The sequence below is a fragment of the Spirabiliibacterium falconis genome (genome assembly GCF_014885015.1).
Taxonomy (GTDB): domain Bacteria; phylum Pseudomonadota; class Gammaproteobacteria; order Enterobacterales; family Pasteurellaceae; genus Spirabiliibacterium; species Spirabiliibacterium falconis.
The window spans coordinates 102,317-120,513 of record NZ_JABMIJ010000008.1; the positions used below are offsets into that span (position 1 = coordinate 102,317).

Consider the following 18,197-nt stretch of genomic DNA (forward strand, 5'->3'; position numbering starts at 1 on the left):
TTATTCAATCTCCTTATTTACGGCCTTTACGCGCTTTTTTAGGTTGCGCTTCAGGCTGTTGTTCAGATTGCATAACTGCAGCCATTCCACCAAGAATTTCACCTTTGAAGATCCACACTTTCACGCCGATAACGCCGTATGTTGTGTGTGCTTCAGCCGTGTTATAGTCGATGTCTGCACGTAATGTATGCAAAGGTACACGACCCTCACGATACCATTCAGAACGTGCAATTTCTGCACCACCTAAACGACCGCTTACTTCTACTTTGATGCCTTGAGCACCTAAACGCATTGCGCTTTGTACCGCACGTTTCATCGCACGACGGAACATTACACGGCGTTCTAATTGTGAAGCAATGCTTTCTGCAACTAATTTTGCATCAAGTTCAGGTTTTTTCACTTCTGTGATGTTGATTTGCGCAGGAACACCAGTGATTTCTGCTAACTTGTTACGAAGTTTTTCAACATCTTCGCCTTTTTTACCGATAACGATACCCGGACGAGCAGTGTGAATAGTTACACGAATACTCTTAGCCGGACGCTCAATATCAATGCGAGAAACAGAAGCATTCGCTAATTCTTTATTTAAGAATTTACGTACTTTGAAATCGCTTTCAAGATTGTCGGCGAAATCATGTGTATTCGCAAACCAGGTTGATGTCCAAGGCTTAACAATACCGAGGCGAATACCATTAGGATGTACTTTTTGACCCATTGCTATTCTCCTACTTATCAGACACAACCACAGTAATGTGGCTTGTACGTTTTAAAATACGATCCGCGCGACCTTTAGCACGTGGCATTACACGTTTCATGCTAGGACCTTCATCAACGAAGATTTTAGCAACTTTAAGATCATCGATATCTGCACCGTCATTATGCTCGGCGTTGGCAATAGCTGATTCAAGAACTTTTTTCACCAAAGCAGCTGCTTTTTTGTTGGTGTAAGTTAAAATTTCAAGCGCTTGCGCAACATTTTTACCGCGAATAAGATCCGCAACTAAGCGAGCTTTTTGAGCTGAAGTGCGAGCGAAACGATGTTTTGCAATAGTTTCCATCTTTTCCTTCCTTACTTAGCTTTCTTATCTGCGGCATGACCGCGGTATGTACGAGTCGGGGCAAATTCACCCAATTTGTGACCGATCATTTCATCGGAAACAAAAACAGGAACGTGCTGACGACCATTATGGACTGCGATGGTCAATCCGATCATTGATGGAATGATCATTGAACGACGGGACCAAGTTTTAATTGGTTTTTTATCCCCGCTTTCCACCGCTTTCTCTACCTTCTTCAGCAAGTGTAGGTCAATAAAAGGACCCTTCTTGAGAGAACGTGGCATGGTTTATCCTCTTAATTTAAATAATTATTTACCACGGCGACGTACGATATATTTATCTGTACGTTTGTTGTGGCGTGTTTTCTTACCTTTGGTTTGAACGCCCCAAGGTGTTACTGGGTGTTTACCAAAGTTACGACCTTCACCACCACCGTGCGGGTGATCTACCGGGTTCATTGCGGTACCACGAACTGTAGGGCGAACGCCTCTCCAGCGGTTAGCACCCGCTTTACCTAACACACGAAGCATATGCTCGGAGTTACCAACTTCACCGATAGTTGCATGACATTCAGATAACACTTTACGCATTTCGCCTGAACGAAGACGTAACGTTACATAGTTACCTTCACGTGCAATAATTTGTACATAAGCACCCGCAGAACGAGCAATTTGACCACCTTTACCAGGTTTTAATTCAACATTATGTACAGTGGTACCAACAGGGATATTACGCATTGGTAATGCATTACCAACTTTGATTGGCGCATGTGAACCTGCTTGTACTTGATCGCCTGCGCTCAAACCTTTCGGTGCAAGAATATAACGACGCTCACCGTCTTTATAAAGCACTAATGCGATATTCGCGCTGCGATTTGGATCATATTCAAGACGCTCAACCGTTCCAGGCACATCTAATTTATTACGTTTGAAGTCAATAATACGGTAGTGTTGTTTATGACCACCACCAATATGGCGAGTTGTAATACGTCCAAAATTGTTACGACCACCTGTTTTAGATTTAGTCTCTAAAAGTGGTGCGTATGGTTTACCCTTATGAAGTTCAGGGTTAACCACTTTAACTACGTGACGACGACCAGCGGAGGTCGGCTTACATTTAACGATAGCCATTATTTTCTACTCCTCTGATTACTCTGCGGCACCGTCAAGAAAATCCAATTCTTGACCTTCTTGTAAAGTGACATATGCTTTTTTCCAGTCACTACGACGACCCATACGAGCACCATGACGTTTAGTTTTACCTTTCACGACAACAGTGCGTACAGAGTCTACTTTCACTTCAAACAATTTTTCAACTGCTGCGGCGATCTCGGCTTTATTAGCCTCTTTCGCTACTTTGAAAACGATAGTATTTGACTGTTCAGCATTGTTAGTAGCCTTTTCAGAGACATGTGGTGCTTTAAGCACTTTTAGCAAACGTTCTTCTAGAATCATGCCAACATCTCCTCAATTTGCTTCACAGCATCAACAGTGATAACGACTTTTTCAAAAGCAATCAAACTCACTGGATCGATTGTTTGTGCATCACGAACATCTACTTTATAAAGATTACGTGCTGCTAAGAATAGATTTTCATCTAATTCTGCTGTGATAATCAGCACATCTTCCAGTGCCATTTCTTTTAATTTTTGAACTAAAACTTTCGTTTTTGGTGCATCAACTGCAAATTTTTCTACCACAACCAAACGGTCTTGGCGAACTAATTCAGATAAAATACTTTTGATCGCACCACGATACATTTTTTTGTTCACTTTTTGGCTGTGATCTTGTGGCTTAGCCGCAAAAGTCACACCACCAGAACGCCAAATAGGGCTTTTCACGTTACCAGAACGTGCACGACCTGTACCTTTTTGACGCCATGGTTTTTTACCTGAACCTGCTACTTCAGCACGAGTTTTTTGTGCACGAGTACCTTGGCGAGCACCTGCTGCATAAGCAACAACAACTTGGTGAACCAATGCTTCGTTAAACTCACGTCCGAAGGTAGTTTCAGAAACAGTCAATGCACTTTGTGCATCTTTAGTCACTAATTCCATTCCTATCTCCTAGACTTATGCTTTTGCTTTAACAGCGGGTTTAACAATTAAATCACCACCAGTAGCACCAGGCACAGCACCTTTCACTAATAGTAATTTACGTTCGGTATCGACACGAACCACTTCCAGTGATTGAACGGTTACACGCTCAGCACCTAAGTGACCTGCCATTTTCTTGCCTTTAAACACGCGACCTGGAGTTTGGTTTTGACCAATTGAACCCGGTGCACGGTGAGACAAAGAGTTACCATGCGTTGCATCTTGAGTACGGAAGTTCCAACGTTTTACAGCACCTGCAAAACCTTTACCTTTTGACGTACCTGTAACATCAACTTTTTTAACGTCTGCGAAGACATCAACATTAATTTCTTGACCAAGAGTGAATTCTTCATCACCGTTGGTACGGAATTCCCATAAACCGCGACCAGCTTCAACACCTGCTTTAACGAAATGACCTGCTTCAGGTTTAGTCACACGCGATGCTTTTTTAGCACCAGTTGTAACTTGGACTGCACAGTAGCCATCTGTTTCAAGGGTTTTCACTTGAGTCACGCGGTTGGCTTCGATTTCGATAACGGTAACTGGAATAGACACGCCTGCTTCAGTGAAGATGCGAGTCATACCAACTTTACGACCGATTAAACCAATCATTGTAATAACCTCTTATTAACCTAGGCTGATCTGCACGTCAACACCGGCAGCCAGATCCAAACGCATAAGCGCATCAACTGTTTTCTCGGTTGGTTCAACGATGTCAACCAAACGTTTGTGCGTACGAATTTCGTATTGATCACGCGCGTCTTTATTAACGTGTGGTGAAATCAATACAGTGAAACGCTCTTTGCGGGTCGGCAATGGAATTGGACCACGCACTTGAGCACCTGTGCGCTTTGCTGTTTCTACGATTTCCGCAGTGGATTGATCAATCAAACGATGATCAAACGCTTTCAAACGGATACGGATTCTTTGGTTCTGCATGAGACCAGAGCTCCACTTTAAAAATAAGATAATAAAAAAACCGACACCTCAATTTCGCCTCGTAAAATGCAAAATGAAGTGCGATTAAGCCATATTTAGTTTCCCGATTGGAAACATTGTTGATAAAGCAAACAGCTTTACCCGTTTGGTAAATGATTACACCAAACGACTTCCCATAGAAAGTTTGCAGATTCTAACCAAAAAACTTACGCAATGCAAGTTTTTTATCATAAAAAAGCAAAGTGCGGTCTTTTGTGACCGCACTTTAGATTTTAAATCGCACTTATTTATCATACGGAATACGATAGTGATTTTTATCTAGCCAATTAAGTAAGATTTCAGGCTCATCTGTTTGAAAAATCGTAACGCCTTGCTCTGCCCAAAAACCGTATACATCAGCAGGGAGTTTGGCGAATATCGCCATCTCATCCCCTCTTCCACCTGAGCGTAGCCCTGCTTTTCCGTCAGGATCATAAAGCGTATTCACCCAAAAATGAGTGTTGTACTGCTTACCCAGCTCCCTCGCTTTATCACTAAAAAAATATCCCGCCATCCTGCGTCATCAACTCTCCAACTTTATGAGCATTACGCAGATGCTATACTTTTTCATATTATGCCTCCTTGCGTTTGAAAATTAATACGGCGCGATCATCAAAGCTGTAATTACCTTTTTTGATGCCTTTCGTTGACGGGTGTTTAATACGCATAGGGTCGTTTTTAATAACATTTTCAACCGCACTTTCATATGCTGCAACACTCGCTTCTTGTGGATAGGTTTCATAGCCATCTGAACTCAACTCAATCACATTCGGTGCTTTATCAAATTTCCACACGCGTAGCTCATTTTGCGGTATATCAAACCCATCAATTGCCCAAAACTGAAATGCTTTTGGCGCATTAGGATTATTTTGAAAATCAGCTTGTTTTTGAAGAAGTGGCATTATATAGGTGCGCCCAAGATCATTTTCAGCAATATCTTGCTCGCTTAAACCTAATTCTTTTATGACTCGAACACGTAACGCACTATTTAATGTATCAACAAGCTTTTCATCTGCATTATATTCAACACCATCTATTCGTGCTTTTGAGTCGCCAATGGCAACTAATTCGTTGGTATCAAGGTTATACCAAATGAGCGTTGCGGTTGGTCTAAATAATGGATTTTTCTCAAAATCAATCTCTTGATTTGCTTGATAGAATTTTTGATATTCAGTATTGATTTTTCTTAACACATCTTCTTTTGATGTGTTTGGCTCTAGTGATTGAAAAACATCCTGAATAATATCACGACTTACTCTACCACCTTTTTTACCATCATATGTTTTGCCTGACTTATCTGTGGCTCCATCAAACACAGCAAGATAGTGCTCATTGAAAAATAATCCATCCTCACACACTTTCTGGTTTTTTTCGCCAGGACCTTGCTTAGACTGAATAAAATAAGTAATCGTACCAGAGCTAATATTTGCATGTTGCTCTTTATCATAAGTCAACGTATCTTGCGCAAAAATTAGCCCTGAAAATAACGTTGTTAGTGCAAGCGTAACTGCCTGTTTTTTTTCATAAAGTACTCCTTATTGTCATGTAAATACTATTACTATGATTTAAAATACCCTTTGGCATTGTTAAAACAGATATTTCTCACCATCTCGCCCAAGAGTGTCATATCATTTGGTGCTTCGCCTTTCGTGACCCAGCCGCCGATAAGTTCGCAGAGAATGCGGCGGAAATATTCGTGGCGGGTATAAGACAGGAAGCTGCGCGAGTCGGTCAGCATGCCCACAAATTGGCTCAATAATCCGAGTTGTGAGAGCTGCTGTAATTGGCGTTCCATGCCGTCTTTTTGGTCGTTAAACCACCAGCCAGAGCCAAATTGGATTTTGCCTGCACAGCTGCCATCTTGGAAGTTGCCGATCATGGAGGCGATCATTTCATTATCGCGCGGGTTGAGGCAATACAAAATAGTGCGTGGCAACTGATTGGTTTGATCAAGGCTGTCGAGTAGGCTTGAGAGATTTTTCGCAAAAGTGCGGTCGCCAATGGAGTCAAAGCCGCTATCTGCGCCTAATAATTTAAACATTCGCGTATTATTATTGCGCAACGCACCGATGTGCATTTGCAGCACCCAGTTGCGTTGATGATACTCCCGCCCTAAGAACACATAAAGTGCGGTTTGGTATTGGGCAATTTCAAGCTCGCTGAGCACCTCACCATTTAGGCGGTGGGTGAGATGCGATCGAGTACGCTCTCCTCAGGCACAGGTGCGAAACGAACGATTTCCATGCCGTGGTCAGCCGATTTACAACCGCACTTTTCAAAGTGATCAAGACGCTTAAGCAACGCTTTTTTAATATCGGCAAATGTACGAATATGAATATCCGCCACTTCGCCTAAGGTGGTGAGATAATCCACAAAGTGCGGTTGCTCAATTTTAAGCACTTTATCAGGTCGCCAACTTGGCACAACATCAATAGTAAACGTACTATCCTGCGCCAATTGTTGGTGATGCTCAAGGCTATCAGTTGGGTCATCGGTGGTTCCCACTAGTGCAACATTCATTTTTTGCATTATGCCACGCGCGCTAAATTCTGGTGTTTGTAGCATTGCGTTGCATGCTTGCCAAATTTTCGGGGCTGTTTCTGGGTTAAACACCGTATTTGTGATGACAAACGGACGGCGCAGTTCAAGGTGCGTCCAGTGATAAATCGGGTTGCCAATGCACAGCGGCACAGTTTTAGCAAACGCCATATATTTGTCATACGCACTAGCCGCCCCCGTAATAAAATGCTCATCAATGCCCGCAGTACGCATCGCGCGCCATTTGTAGTGATCGCCTGCCAGCCAGATGTCCGCCATATCAGTAAATTGATAATTTTCAGCAATTTGTTTGGGATCAAGATGGCAGTGGTAATCAAAAATTGGCATCGCTGCCGCATAGTCGTGATACAGCGTTTTTGCCACCTCAGTAGAAAGCAGAAAATCCTCGTCCATAAATGCTTTCATCATTATTCTCCTTGGGTTAAATAGTGTGCAACGGTCGCTTTTGCACCACGCGCAAGCAGCATCGCGTAGGCCGTTTTCACGGCATTCACAAAGTGCGGTTCACGTTGCAACTCAGCAGGAAAAATCGCTGATAAATTCAACAATTCATCAACCATCGCTTCACCTAGACCGCACTTTTGATAAATATCGGCAAATTGCGCTGCCATCGGGTCGTGCACCTCAAATGCCTCGCCTTGTTCGTTGACACCTGCCACATAACGGCACCAACCCGCCACTCCTAACGCTAACAATGAAAAATCACTGCCGTGAGCGAGATGATAGCTGATCGATTCCAACATCCGCGGTGGTAATTTTTGGCTGCCATCGGTGGCGATTTGGTAAGTTTGATGTTTCAAACTCGGATTGGTAAAACGTGCGATCAATAAATGTGCATATTGGTCTAAATCTGTCCCTTCTGGCATGCGCAAAGTTGGTGCTTGCTCTTTGAGCATCAAGCGTAGTGCGGCATTGCGGTAATTGTCATCTTGCATGGTATCCGAAATATGAGCGTACCCACCAAGATAACCAAGATACGCCAAAAATGAATGTGCACCATTGAGCATGCGCAATTTCATTTGTTCAAATGGGCGAACATCATCAACTAATTGCGCCCCCGCCAGCTCCCATTGTGGACGCTGATGATCGACAAAATGATCTTCAATTACCCATTGGCGGAAATCTTCACAGGCAATGCCGCACGGGTCTTCATAACCTAAAATATCCGCAATTTGCGTTAATGTTTCAGGTGTGGCGGCAGGCACAATGCGATCGACCATCGTGCATGGGAACGGTACATTTTCCTCAATCCAGTGTGAAAGTGCGGTGTCGATTTGCGCCGCCAATTGTACAACCGCACTTTTGGCTTTTGCGCCATTTTCCATCACATTGTCGCATGACATCACGGTAAACGGTGCAATGCCACGTTCACGTCGTAACATTAACGCACGCACAATATAACCAAGGGCAGACTGTGGCTGTTCAATATGTTTAATGTCTTGTTGTACAAAGGTATTATTCAGATCCAATCGCCCCGTGCTTGGGTCAATGCAATAGCCTTTTTCGGTAATAGTCATCGACACAATAGCAATATCAGGGTCGGCCATTTTTTCTAACACCGCACTTTGCCCATCAAGTTCAGGGTGAAAGGCTTCACACACAGCATTAATGCGTTTAAGTGTGTTATTTTCCTGCCCTTTTTCAAGTACACTGTATTGCAGCTCTTGCTTTTTCAAATCTTCAATTAATTGCTCGCCACCGACGAGATTAACTTCACAATAGCCCCAATCACTGTTAGATTTGCGTGCCACTTCATCGGTTATCAAGGCTTGATGTGCACGATGAAACGCACCAAACCCAAGATGTAAAATACGACTTTTTAGTTGTGATTTGGCATAGCCAATATCAAGAATTTTATTCATGTTATATCCTTAAGCCATGTTATAACGGCATATAATCAAGTAATACTTTTGGCAAAATTAAGCTTAAATCAGGAATAAATGTCACCAACAGCAGTGTTAAAATCATTACAATAAAAAACGGAATTAAAGGCTTAAGCACTTTATCAATGCTGACATTTCCCACCGAGCAACCCACAAATAGCGCACTACCCACAGGTGGCGTACAAATGCCGATACATAGGCTAAAGGTCATAATAATCCCGAAATGTACCGGATCAACACCAATATCGCTGGCAATTGGCAAGAAAATTGGTGTAAAAATCAACACGGCGGGGGTCATATCCATAAACGTTCCGATCACCAGCAAAATCGCAACAATGACTGCCATAATGACAATTGGGCTATCTGAGATGTAATTTAAGCCGTCTTGAATTAAAAAAGGAATATCCGCATTTGCCATCGCCCAAGACATACCCGATGATGTGCCGATTAACAACAATACAATTGCCGTAGTGATACCTGAATTCATAATGATCAGCGGTAATTCTTTGAGCTTAACCTCACGATAAATCACTACTGCCAAGATAAACGTATAAACAACCGCAATGGCAGAAGCTTCTGTTGCAGTGAAAATCCCTGCAATAATACCGCCAATCACAATGATGATCAGCAGTAAAGAAGGTAGTGCATCTAGCAGTTTCCACAGCACATCTTTACACGGCGGCAATGCTTCTACTGGGTATTGACGACGTTTCGCAATAAAACCTGCAACTAACATAATACCAAGTCCCATCAAAATCCCTGGCACATAGCCTGCCAAGAAAAGAGCGGAAATTGACGTCCCCCCTGATACTAATGAGTAAACAATTAATGTGTTACTTGGCGGAATTAAAAGCCCTGTTGGACAAGAAGTGATGTTTACCGCAGCAGAAATTTCAGGATCATAGCCTTCTTTCTTTTGTAAAGGCGACATAATTCCGCCCATTGCTGCCGCTGACGCCACCGCAGAACCTGAAATAGAACCAAACATCATATTTGCCAAGACATTACAGTGGAAAAGTGAACCTGGCAATTTTGCACCTAGCACTTTCGCCAGTGCGATCAAACGCCGTGCAATACCACCACGGTTCATAATATTCCCTGCAAGGATAAAGAAAGGAATTGCCAGCAAGGCGAAATTGTCTAACCCTGAGGCCAATTTCTGAGTAATAACCGTAATGGCCATATCACTTGGCATACTCATCGAAATTGTAATTAATGTTGCAATTGCAATTGCAAATGAAATCGGCACTGACAGTGCCAACATGATAGCAAAGCTACCAAACAGTGTGAGAATAATTGTCCATTCCATAACAACACCTTAAATTGGTTGACCAATTGTGTTTAATGTTCTGATTTTTTGGATAAAATCGATGGTTAAATAGAAGAGCATAATCAAACCAGAGATTGGCAGGCAGAGATAAACTAAGCCCATATCAATCGCTAGTGATGGTGAAATTTGCCCGCTGATATGGGTATCCCAAGCAAGTGTTCCGCCTCCATAAACCAAAATATACACAGCAAAAAAAATCATCAGGCTTAAAATTAATAATTCTAACAATACTTTCTTTTTACCCTGGCTTTTCATCAGCAAAAGATCAATAGCAAGATGTTGCTTCAATCCAGTTGCATGGGCGGCTCCAATTAATCCAACCCACATAAAAAGAAAACGTGCAAGCTCATCTGTTACGATACTTGGTGCCCCTAAAATATAACGAGAAATCACCTGCCATACGACACAAAATACCAGCAACACAGATAGTGTCACGGAAAAAAGCATCATACAGCGGTTCATTATTTTGACAGCTTTGTCCATAGTTTTTCCACTCACGTTGAGAATCACGTTGCCATTGTAGGGGTAGAGTGCACTTATGAAAATAGACCTAGATCACATTTTTAAAATTGGAATGCCAATTAATGTTTTTTATGTGATGACATTCACATTTTTAGCAAAATACATTTGCGATATAGCAAAATTAGACGCAATATCGGCATACCAATTTATATTCACACTCTAGAAGAAAGGGGATTTTATGAAAACAGCTAAATTGATGAAAGCAATGCTTGGTGGGTTAGCATTAACATTTGCCGCCTCTAGCGTCTATGCCAGTGTTACACTAAAACTCAGCCATAACCAAAACCGCTCACATCCCGTGCACGCAGCATTAGATTTTTTTGCTAAACGCACTGCTGAATTAAGCGGTGGGGATTTAAAAATTCGTGTGTATCCTGACGCCCAACTGGGATCACAGCGTGAATCGCTTGAATTGGTGCAAAAAGGTGTGCTGGGTCTTGCCAAATCTAACGCTGCTGAATTAGAGGCCTTTGCTAAAGATTATGGCGTGTATAACCTGCCGTATCTCTTCAACAGCAAAGACCAATACCACAACGTGATGAAAAGTGAGATTGGTGAGAAAATCTTACAATCTTCGCGTGACAGTGGCTTTATTGGCATCGCCTATTTAGATGCAGGTGCGCGCAGTTTCTATGCCAAAAAACCGATCAAAACACCGCAAGACTTAAACGGACTAAAAGTGCGGGTACAACCAAGCCCAACAGCGGTGAATATGGTAAAAGAGCTCGGCGGCAACCCTACTCCATTAGCCTATGGTGAACTTTATACCGCACTTCAACAAGGCGTGGTAGATGCAGCGGAAAACAATATTCCCTCTTATACCCTTAGTCGTCACAGTGAAGTGGCTAAATTCTTCAGTCAAGATGAACACACCATGGTACCTGATGTCTTAGTGATTTCTACCAAAGTGTGGGATAGCTTACCTGAAAAAGATCAAAAAGCAGTGAAACAAGCCGCCCAAGAAGCCACTGAAAAAATGACAGAATTATGGGTGGAATCAGAAAATAAACAACGCGAAAGTGCGGTTAAACAAGGGGTTGAATTTATCGAAGTCGATAAAACACCATTTAAAGAAGCCGTTGCGCCAATGTATTCAGAATTTCAAAAAAACAATCCTGACATGTACAAATTGGTTGAGCAAATTCGTGAAGTGAAATAATTGTGCTAAATATGGTAACATTTGGTTAGACCACTTTTCTTACCACTTGTTACCATAAGGTTTTACACATGACGACGAAACAGGATTTTCGCTCATACAAAAAAATAGGCGAACTGCTCAAACAAAAACTGGCATCAGGGCTCTATGCCATTGGTGATAGATTGCCACCTGAGCGTGATTTTGCAGAGGAACTCAATGTCAGTCGCACCGTTATTCGTGAAGCGATGATTATGCTTGAGCTGGAAGGATTAATTGAGATACGCAAAGGCTCTGGCAGCTATGTCATTGCCCTGCCGAGTCAACAGCAAAATCTAAATAGCCATTACTCTGGTGACATTGGTCCGTTTGAGCTGCTACAAGCTCGGCAATTACTCGAAAGTAGCATTGCAGAATTTGCAGCAATTCAAGCTAATCGCTCTGATATTGTAAAACTCAAAGCCATTTTAGATCGTGAGCGTGCTACGCTCGAACACGGTGATGAAGATTACATTGCCGATAAAGATTTTCATATTGCCATTGCAGAAATTACACAAAATGAAGCATTAATTCGGTTACAAAAAAATTTATGGCGATACCGCACCGACAGTAATATGTGGAAAGGATTACATTCTCATATTCCCAATCAAAATTATCGCGTGCTATGGCTTACCGATCATCAAAATATTATTAATGCCATTCAGCGTAAAGATCCTGTCGCGGCAAAAAAAGCGATGTGGCAGCACATCGAAAATGTGAAACAAAAACTCTTTGAACTATCAGATATAGATGATCCTAATTTTGATGGTTATTTATTTAATATAAACCCTGTTGCTGTGGGCATTTAATTCGGAGAAAGATTATGGAACAAACATGGCGTTGGTATGGACCTAATGACCCCGTCACACTCAGTGATATTCGTCAAGCAGGTGCCACGGGCATTGTGACCGCACTTCATCACATTAAAAATGGTGAAGTATGGAGTATTGAGGAAATTGAAAAGCGTAAAAACGCGGTAGAAGCGGCGGGATTAACGTGGTCTGTGGTAGAAAGTGTCCCCGTGCACGAAGAAATCAAAACGCAAACGGGCAACTACCAAACGTGGATTGATAATTACAAACAAACCCTACGCAATTTGGCAAAGTGCGGTATTGATACGGTCTGCTACAATTTTATGCCTGTATTGGACTGGACTCGCACAGATCTGGGCTATGAATTGCCAGATGGATCGCGTGCGCTACGTTTTGATCAAATTGCATTTGCCGCCTTTGAAGTGCATATTTTAAAACGCCCTGGTGCTGAAAAAGGTTACAGTGCTGAAGAACTTACACAAGCCAAAACCTATTTTGAGAACATGACCCAAGCCGATATTGACAAATTAACACGCAATATTATTGCAGGCTTACCAGGTGCCGAAGAGGGCTATACACTGGCGGAATTCCAAGCGCAACTCGATCGTTATAAAGACATTTCACCAGAGAAATTTCGCGAACACTTGGCATATTTCTTAAATGAAATCATTCCAGTGGCACAAGAAGTGGGCATCAAAATGGCAGTGCACCCAGACGATCCGCCGCGCCCAATTTTAGGGCTGCCACGCATTGTCTCCACCATTGAGGATATGCAGTGGTATGTCGATACCCAGCCTCTGCCGGCCAATGGCTTCACTATGTGCACTGGCTCTTACGGCGTGCGTTCCGACAATGATTTGGTGGAAATGACCAAGCGTTTTGCCGATCGTATTTATTTTGCGCACTTACGTTCCACCTGCCGTGAAGAAAACCCGCTCTCTTTCCACGAAGCGGCTCACCTACAAGGCGATGTGGATATGTTTAACGTGGTTAAAGCATTGCTAGATGAAGAGTATCGCCGTTTAGCGGCGGGCGAAAAACGCCTTATCCCAATGCGCCCAGATCACGGGCACCAAATGCTCGATGATTTGCACAAAAAAACCAATCCAGGCTACTCCGCCATTGGTCGATTGAAAGGCTTGGCTGAGTTCCGTGGCTTAGAACTGGGCTTGAAAAAAGCTTTCTTTGATAAGAAGTAAAATGTAAAAGTGCGGTCTAAACCGCACTTTGAACGATAAAAAAGCAGCGTCAATGCTGCTTTTTTCATAGAAGTTATAAAATCGCTTTGGCGGTTTTCACCACATTTTCCACCGTGAAGCCAAAGAGTTTGAATAACTCACCTGCAGGTGCTGATTCGCCAAAGCCGTGCATACCAACCACACGACCGTTTAGTCCGACATATTTATACCAGAAATCGGCAATTCCAGCCTCAATCGCCACACGTTTGCTAACCGCACTTGGCAATACGCTTTCGCGATAAGCCTCATCTTGCGCATCAAACGCATTGGTGCTTGGCATAGAAACGACCCGCACTTTTTTGCCTTCTTCGCAAAGCTGCTCTGCCGCTTTCACAGCCAGCTCCACTTCTGAGCCTGTTGCGATCAAAATCAGCTCTGGGGTGCCATCACAGTCTTTTAAAATATAACCACCACGCGCAATATTAGCCAGTTGCGCCTCATCACGTGGCATTTGTGTTAAATTTTGACGGCTGAAGATCAACGCACTCGGACCATCTTTGCGCTCAATCGCTGCTTTCCACGCCGCCGCCGATTCCACTTGGTCACAAGGACGCCAAGTGACTAAATTTGGCACTAAACGCAAAGCGGCAGTTTGCTCTACAGGTTGGTGGGTTGGGCCATCTTCGCCTAAACCGATGGAATCGTGAGTATAGACAAACAGCACACGCTGTTTCATCAAAGCGGCCATACGCACAGCATTATGGGCGTATTCCATAAACATTAAGAACGTTGCACCATAGGGAATAAAGCCGCCGTGCAAGGCAATACCATTCATCATCGCTGACATACCAAATTCACGCACACCGTAGTTGAGGTAGTTCCCATCAACATTTTCAGTCGCACGAATTGGGCGTGAACCAGACCATAGGGTCAGATTAGAGCCGGCTAAGTCGGCCGAACCACCAAGTAATTCTGGTAACAATGGTGCGTAGGCCTCAATCGCATTTTGAGAGGCTTTGCGGCTGGCAATATTGGCAGGGTTTGCTTGTAATTTGGCGATGAATTCATTGGCTTTGGCATCAAAATCAATTGGCAATTCACCTTCTATGCGGCGCACAAATTCTTTCGCCAACTCAGGATAGGCTTTTTCATACGCGGCAAATTTCTCATTCCAAGCCTGCTCAGCTTGCTTGCCTTTTTCAAGGGCTGACCACTCGGCATAGATTTCTTGTGGGATTTCAAATGCCTCATGCGCCCAATTCAATGCCTTGCGTGTCGCTGCAATTTCGTCATTGCCCAATGGCGCACCGTGGCTGTCATGGGAATTTGCTTTATTCGGTGAACCGTAGCCAATAATGGTTTTACAGATGATCAACGTTGGCTTGTTAGTTTCGGCGCGTGCTTTTTCAACCGCACTTTTCACTTGTTCTGCATCGTGCCCGTCAATTGCTGGAATCACGTGCCAGCCATAGGCTTCAAAGCGTTTTTGCGTATCATCGGTGAACCAACCATCCACATGGCCGTCAATCGAGATATTATTATCGTCATAAAAGGCAATCAGTTTACCTAGACCGAGTGTCCCCGCCAGTGAGCACGCCTCATGCGAAATTCCTTCCATTAAGCAACCATCACCTAAGAATGCATAGGTGTAGTGATTGACAATATCATGACCATCACGGTTAAATTGCGCAGCCAACGTTTTTTCAGCAATCGCCATTCCCACCGCATTAGTGATACCCTGCCCCAATGGCCCAGTGGTGGTTTCCACCCCCGCAGTATAACCATATTCTGGGTGCCCTGGTGTTTTAGAATGCAGCTGACGGAACTGCTTCAAATCATCAATCGATACATCATACCCACTAAGATGTAACAAGCTGTAAATCAACATTGACCCATGCCCATTGGAAAGCACGAAACGGTCGCGGTTTGCCCAGCTTGGGTTCGCTGGATTGTGGCTTAAAAAGTCGCGCCATAACACTTCTGCAATATCCGCCATGCCCATAGGTGCCCCAGGATGCCCTGAGTTTGCTTTTTGCACAGCGTCCATGCTCAAAAATCGAATCGCATTGGCTAATTCTCTACGTGATGCCATTTTATTCTCCTGTTTTTTTATTTATATCCAGACAGTGTACACAAGTTTGCGGCACAATGTTGATAGTTAATAGCAATAAATGAAATATATTTGAGTTATATCACAAATGAAAGTGCGGTTTCCACCACTTCTAGCCCCGCACCCTCTTTGTGGGCGTTTTCGCTTAAGTAGCGTCGCCACTGTTTTGCACCTTTGCAGCCAACAAAGGCGTTAATCATATGGCGAGTAATGCTTTGCAGTCGTGTGCCTTGTGCCAGCTCGTTCTCGATATAAGGCAGCATCGCCTGAACCGCGTCAATGGGGCTGACAACCGCACTTTGACTATCATATAACGTGTGGTCAATCCACCCGAGCAGACTAGGGTTAAGATACGCCTCACGCCCGACCATCACGCCATCCACATGGGCAAGGTGGGCTTGCATTTCATCGAGGTTTTTAATCCCACCGTTAATACCAATCCACAGATGGGGGAAATCTTGTTTCAGTTGATACACGCGTTCATAATCCAGTGGCGGAATTTCGCGGTTTTGTTTCGGGCTTAAGCCTGACAGCCACGCCTTACGTGCGTGAATGATAAAATCACGGCAACCTGCACGCTGCACAGTGTCGATAAACTCACACAGAAAGTCATAGGAATCAAGCTCATCAATGCCAATGCGGGTTTTCACCGTAACGGGAATACTGACCGCACTTTGCATTTCACTCACACAGCGCGCCACCAACTCAGCCTGTGCCATTAAACATGCTCCAAATGCCCCATTTTGAACGCGATCTGACGGACAGCCGACGTTTAAATTCACTTCATTATAGCCACGCTGTTCAGCTAATTTGGCACAATAGGCGAGTTGGCTTGGATCGCTACCGCCGAGTTGTAATGCCAGTGGTTGCTCGTCATGTGAGTAGGTTAGGTGATCATATTTCGCATGAATCACCGCCCCCGTGGTCACCATTTCAGTGTAAAGCAGCGCATGGCGACTAAATTGGCGATGAAAATAGCGGCAGTGGCGTGTGGTCCAATCCAGCATAGGCGCAACACTAAAACGTCGCGCTTGGGTAACGTTGTGCATAATTATCCTTGTGATTTGCTTTGCTCAGGCGTCGTATTCTCATTGCGCATGGCGGCCTGTTGCAAATGGGCTTGTAGTGCATTTTCTTCTTGAATACGCTGGCGAAAACGCCCTGCTGCGAAATGATAAAACGGTTTCGGGCAGAATTGGCGTGACACAATAGAGGCAACTAGGCAACAGATTAACATCCAAAATAACACGGGCTGGCTGCCTGTCATCTCCATTACGACCACACTGGCGGTGACTGGCGATTGCGTTGCTGCCGCTAAAAATGCGGCCATAGACAGTAACACTAACAATCGCTGATCCACCAATCCACTTGAGAATTCCCAAATATGCGCACCAATCGCTGCCCCCGTGGTTAATGCGGGTGTGAAAATACCACCAGGAATACCTGCCCAATAGGTGGCAACGGTTGCAAATAGTTTTGCCACCCCAAATCCTTCGGGATGGATGGGGGCATCATTTAAAAGATAGGTTACCTGCTCGTAGCCTGTCCCATAGGTACGCCCATCGGTATAAACACCAAGTGCGGTCAAAATCAGCCCCATTAGAAATGCCACGGCCAGCGGATGCCGACGAATCCAACCTCGATATTTTGCTGGGGAATAAGCAGCAAAACCCTTACTTAACAAACGCGCAAATAATCCCCCCAATACACCACAGACAACCGCACAAATTAACACCCAAAAATACATTTTTGGCACTTCTGTTGCCCCGATATAATGGGGAAAATATGGGTTATTGCCTTGAATCGCGACCAAAATAAAACCCGCTGCCAACACACCGAGTAACACGCGCCTTTCCCAACGTAATAACAATCCTCGTCCAAGCTCTTCAATAGCAAAAATTACGCCAGCTAAGGGGGCGTTAAATGCTGCCGCCAAACCTCCAGCCGCCCCCGTTGCGATCAATTCATTGGTGGTTAAGCCTTTAAATGCAATGTTATGTTTACGGCAAAAATTGCCCCAGGCTAACATTACCGCCGCCCCCACTTGAACAGAAGGACCTTCACGCCCAACTGATGCGCCTAAACACATTGCCAAAAACGTTAAGGGGATTTTCCATAATGTTTGCCAAAATGTAATTAAACGCGTTTTATTGACACCATGCGGTAATGAAAGTGAGGCGATCACCTGTGGAATCCCACTGCCATTAACGAACGGGGTATAACGTTGCGTAAACCAGGTTAATAGCGGTAAACCTAATGGCAATGCAATCCAGATAGCATAAGGATGATGATGCGCCCAATGGGCATTCCACTCTAATCCCATTTCAGACAGCAGTGCAAACCCTAGCGAGACCAATGCCACTAATGCCGCCCCAATAAGCAGGCACATAAACTCTATGCTTTTGCGTGATAATCGCCACGTTTGATGACCTTTATGATGCAGATAATACCGCACTTTACTCATAATCAATTTTATATCAGGTAGCATGATGGTATGT

General features: G+C 43.9%; 19 protein-coding genes and 1 pseudogene. 3 read left to right on the forward strand and 17 right to left on the reverse strand.

The genetic code is table 11. The annotated features are described in order from the left end of the window. Positions 1-13 precede the first annotated feature (13 nt). From rpsC to HPC40_RS05640, 14 genes and pseudogenes are all read right to left on the reverse strand, one after another. Positions 14-715 carry a 30S ribosomal protein S3 gene (rpsC, locus tag HPC40_RS05575; protein ID WP_208118504.1) on the reverse strand — a complete coding sequence of 234 codons (702 nt, stop codon included), beginning with the start codon at positions 713-715 and terminating at the stop codon, positions 14-16. Positions 716-725: 10 nt separating this feature from the next. Continuing rightward, positions 726-1,058: a 50S ribosomal protein L22 gene (gene rplV / locus HPC40_RS05580; RefSeq protein ID WP_084257848.1), complete on the reverse strand. Its 333-nt coding sequence runs from the start codon at positions 1,056-1,058 to the stop codon at positions 726-728. Positions 1,059-1,069: 11 nt separating this feature from the next. Next, complete coding sequence (gene rpsS, locus HPC40_RS05585) at positions 1,070-1,342, reverse strand: 30S ribosomal protein S19 (RefSeq protein ID WP_034615154.1); 273 nt, start codon at positions 1,340-1,342, stop codon at positions 1,070-1,072. Between the two features lie 24 nt (positions 1,343-1,366). After that, positions 1,367-2,188, reverse strand: a complete 822-nt coding sequence (gene rplB / locus HPC40_RS05590; protein WP_208118505.1) for a 50S ribosomal protein L2 — start codon at positions 2,186-2,188, stop codon at positions 1,367-1,369. 18 nt (positions 2,189-2,206) lie between these two features. Then, complete coding sequence (gene rplW, locus HPC40_RS05595; RefSeq protein WP_208118506.1) at positions 2,207-2,512, reverse strand: 50S ribosomal protein L23; 306 nt, start codon at positions 2,510-2,512, stop codon at positions 2,207-2,209. Beyond that, positions 2,509-3,114 (reverse strand): 50S ribosomal protein L4, encoded by a 606-nt coding sequence (gene rplD / locus HPC40_RS05600; protein ID WP_208118507.1) that lies wholly within the window; start codon positions 3,112-3,114, stop codon positions 2,509-2,511. The genes rplW and rplD overlap by 4 nt, the downstream gene beginning before the upstream one ends. Positions 3,115-3,129: 15 nt before the next feature. After that, entirely contained in the window at positions 3,130-3,765 is a 636-nt protein-coding gene (gene rplC, locus HPC40_RS05605) for a 50S ribosomal protein L3 (protein WP_208118508.1), read from the reverse strand. Positions 3,766-3,780: 15 nt separating this feature from the next. After that, a complete protein-coding gene (gene rpsJ / locus HPC40_RS05610; RefSeq protein ID WP_001181005.1) occupies positions 3,781-4,092 on the reverse strand; it encodes a 30S ribosomal protein S10 in 312 nt (103 codons plus the stop codon). Positions 4,093-4,375: 283 nt separating this feature from the next. Further along, positions 4,376-4,645: a hypothetical protein gene (locus HPC40_RS05615; protein ID WP_208118509.1), complete on the reverse strand. Its 270-nt coding sequence runs from the start codon at positions 4,643-4,645 to the stop codon at positions 4,376-4,378. A 58-nt stretch (positions 4,646-4,703) separates the two neighbouring features. After that, positions 4,704-5,585 carry a hypothetical protein gene (locus HPC40_RS05620; RefSeq protein ID WP_235972324.1) on the reverse strand — a complete coding sequence of 294 codons (882 nt, stop codon included), beginning with the start codon at positions 5,583-5,585 and terminating at the stop codon, positions 4,704-4,706. A gap of 104 nt (positions 5,586-5,689) precedes the next feature. Next, a pseudogene (gene uxaC / locus HPC40_RS05625) lies at positions 5,690-7,095 on the reverse strand (glucuronate isomerase). Positions 7,096-7,097: 2 nt separating this feature from the next. Continuing rightward, positions 7,098-8,552: a mannitol dehydrogenase family protein gene (locus tag HPC40_RS05630; protein WP_208118510.1), complete on the reverse strand. Its 1,455-nt coding sequence runs from the start codon at positions 8,550-8,552 to the stop codon at positions 7,098-7,100. Between the two features lie 19 nt (positions 8,553-8,571). Beyond that, on the reverse strand, positions 8,572-9,882 hold the full coding sequence (locus HPC40_RS05635) for a TRAP transporter large permease (protein ID WP_208118511.1): 1,311 nt from the start codon (positions 9,880-9,882) through the stop codon (positions 8,572-8,574). Positions 9,883-9,891: 9 nt separating this feature from the next. Then, the gene (locus HPC40_RS05640; RefSeq protein WP_208118512.1) at positions 9,892-10,386 is read right to left on the reverse strand and encodes a TRAP transporter small permease; all 495 of its coding nucleotides are present in this window, start codon (positions 10,384-10,386) and stop codon (positions 9,892-9,894) included. Positions 10,387-10,603: 217 nt separating this feature from the next. On the opposite strand from HPC40_RS05640, the gene HPC40_RS05645 reads away from it, so the two are divergent. From HPC40_RS05645 to uxuA, 3 genes are all read left to right on the forward strand, one after another. Next, positions 10,604-11,584: a TRAP transporter substrate-binding protein gene (locus tag HPC40_RS05645; protein WP_208118513.1), complete on the forward strand. Its 981-nt coding sequence runs from the start codon at positions 10,604-10,606 to the stop codon at positions 11,582-11,584. Between the two features lie 68 nt (positions 11,585-11,652). Next, positions 11,653-12,408, forward strand: coding sequence for an FCD domain-containing protein (locus HPC40_RS05650; protein WP_208118514.1), 756 nt, complete (start codon positions 11,653-11,655; stop codon positions 12,406-12,408). A 14-nt stretch (positions 12,409-12,422) separates the two neighbouring features. After that, positions 12,423-13,610 (forward strand): mannonate dehydratase, encoded by a 1,188-nt coding sequence (uxuA, locus tag HPC40_RS05655; protein WP_208118515.1) that lies wholly within the window; start codon positions 12,423-12,425, stop codon positions 13,608-13,610. A gap of 73 nt (positions 13,611-13,683) precedes the next feature. Here uxuA and tkt read toward each other — a convergent pair whose 3' ends face one another. The 3 genes from tkt to HPC40_RS05670 all read right to left on the reverse strand — a co-directional run bounded on the left by tkt (position 13,684) and on the right by HPC40_RS05670 (position 18,187). Continuing rightward, positions 13,684-15,681, reverse strand: coding sequence for a transketolase (gene tkt / locus HPC40_RS05660; protein ID WP_208118516.1), 1,998 nt, complete (start codon positions 15,679-15,681; stop codon positions 13,684-13,686). 95 nt (positions 15,682-15,776) lie between these two features. Continuing rightward, positions 15,777-16,748 carry a tRNA dihydrouridine(20/20a) synthase DusA gene (dusA, locus tag HPC40_RS05665; RefSeq protein ID WP_208118517.1) on the reverse strand — a complete coding sequence of 324 codons (972 nt, stop codon included), beginning with the start codon at positions 16,746-16,748 and terminating at the stop codon, positions 15,777-15,779. Between the two features lie 2 nt (positions 16,749-16,750). Further along, positions 16,751-18,187 (reverse strand): chloride channel protein, encoded by a 1,437-nt coding sequence (locus tag HPC40_RS05670; protein ID WP_208118518.1) that lies wholly within the window; start codon positions 18,185-18,187, stop codon positions 16,751-16,753. Positions 18,188-18,197: the final 10 nt, after the last annotated feature.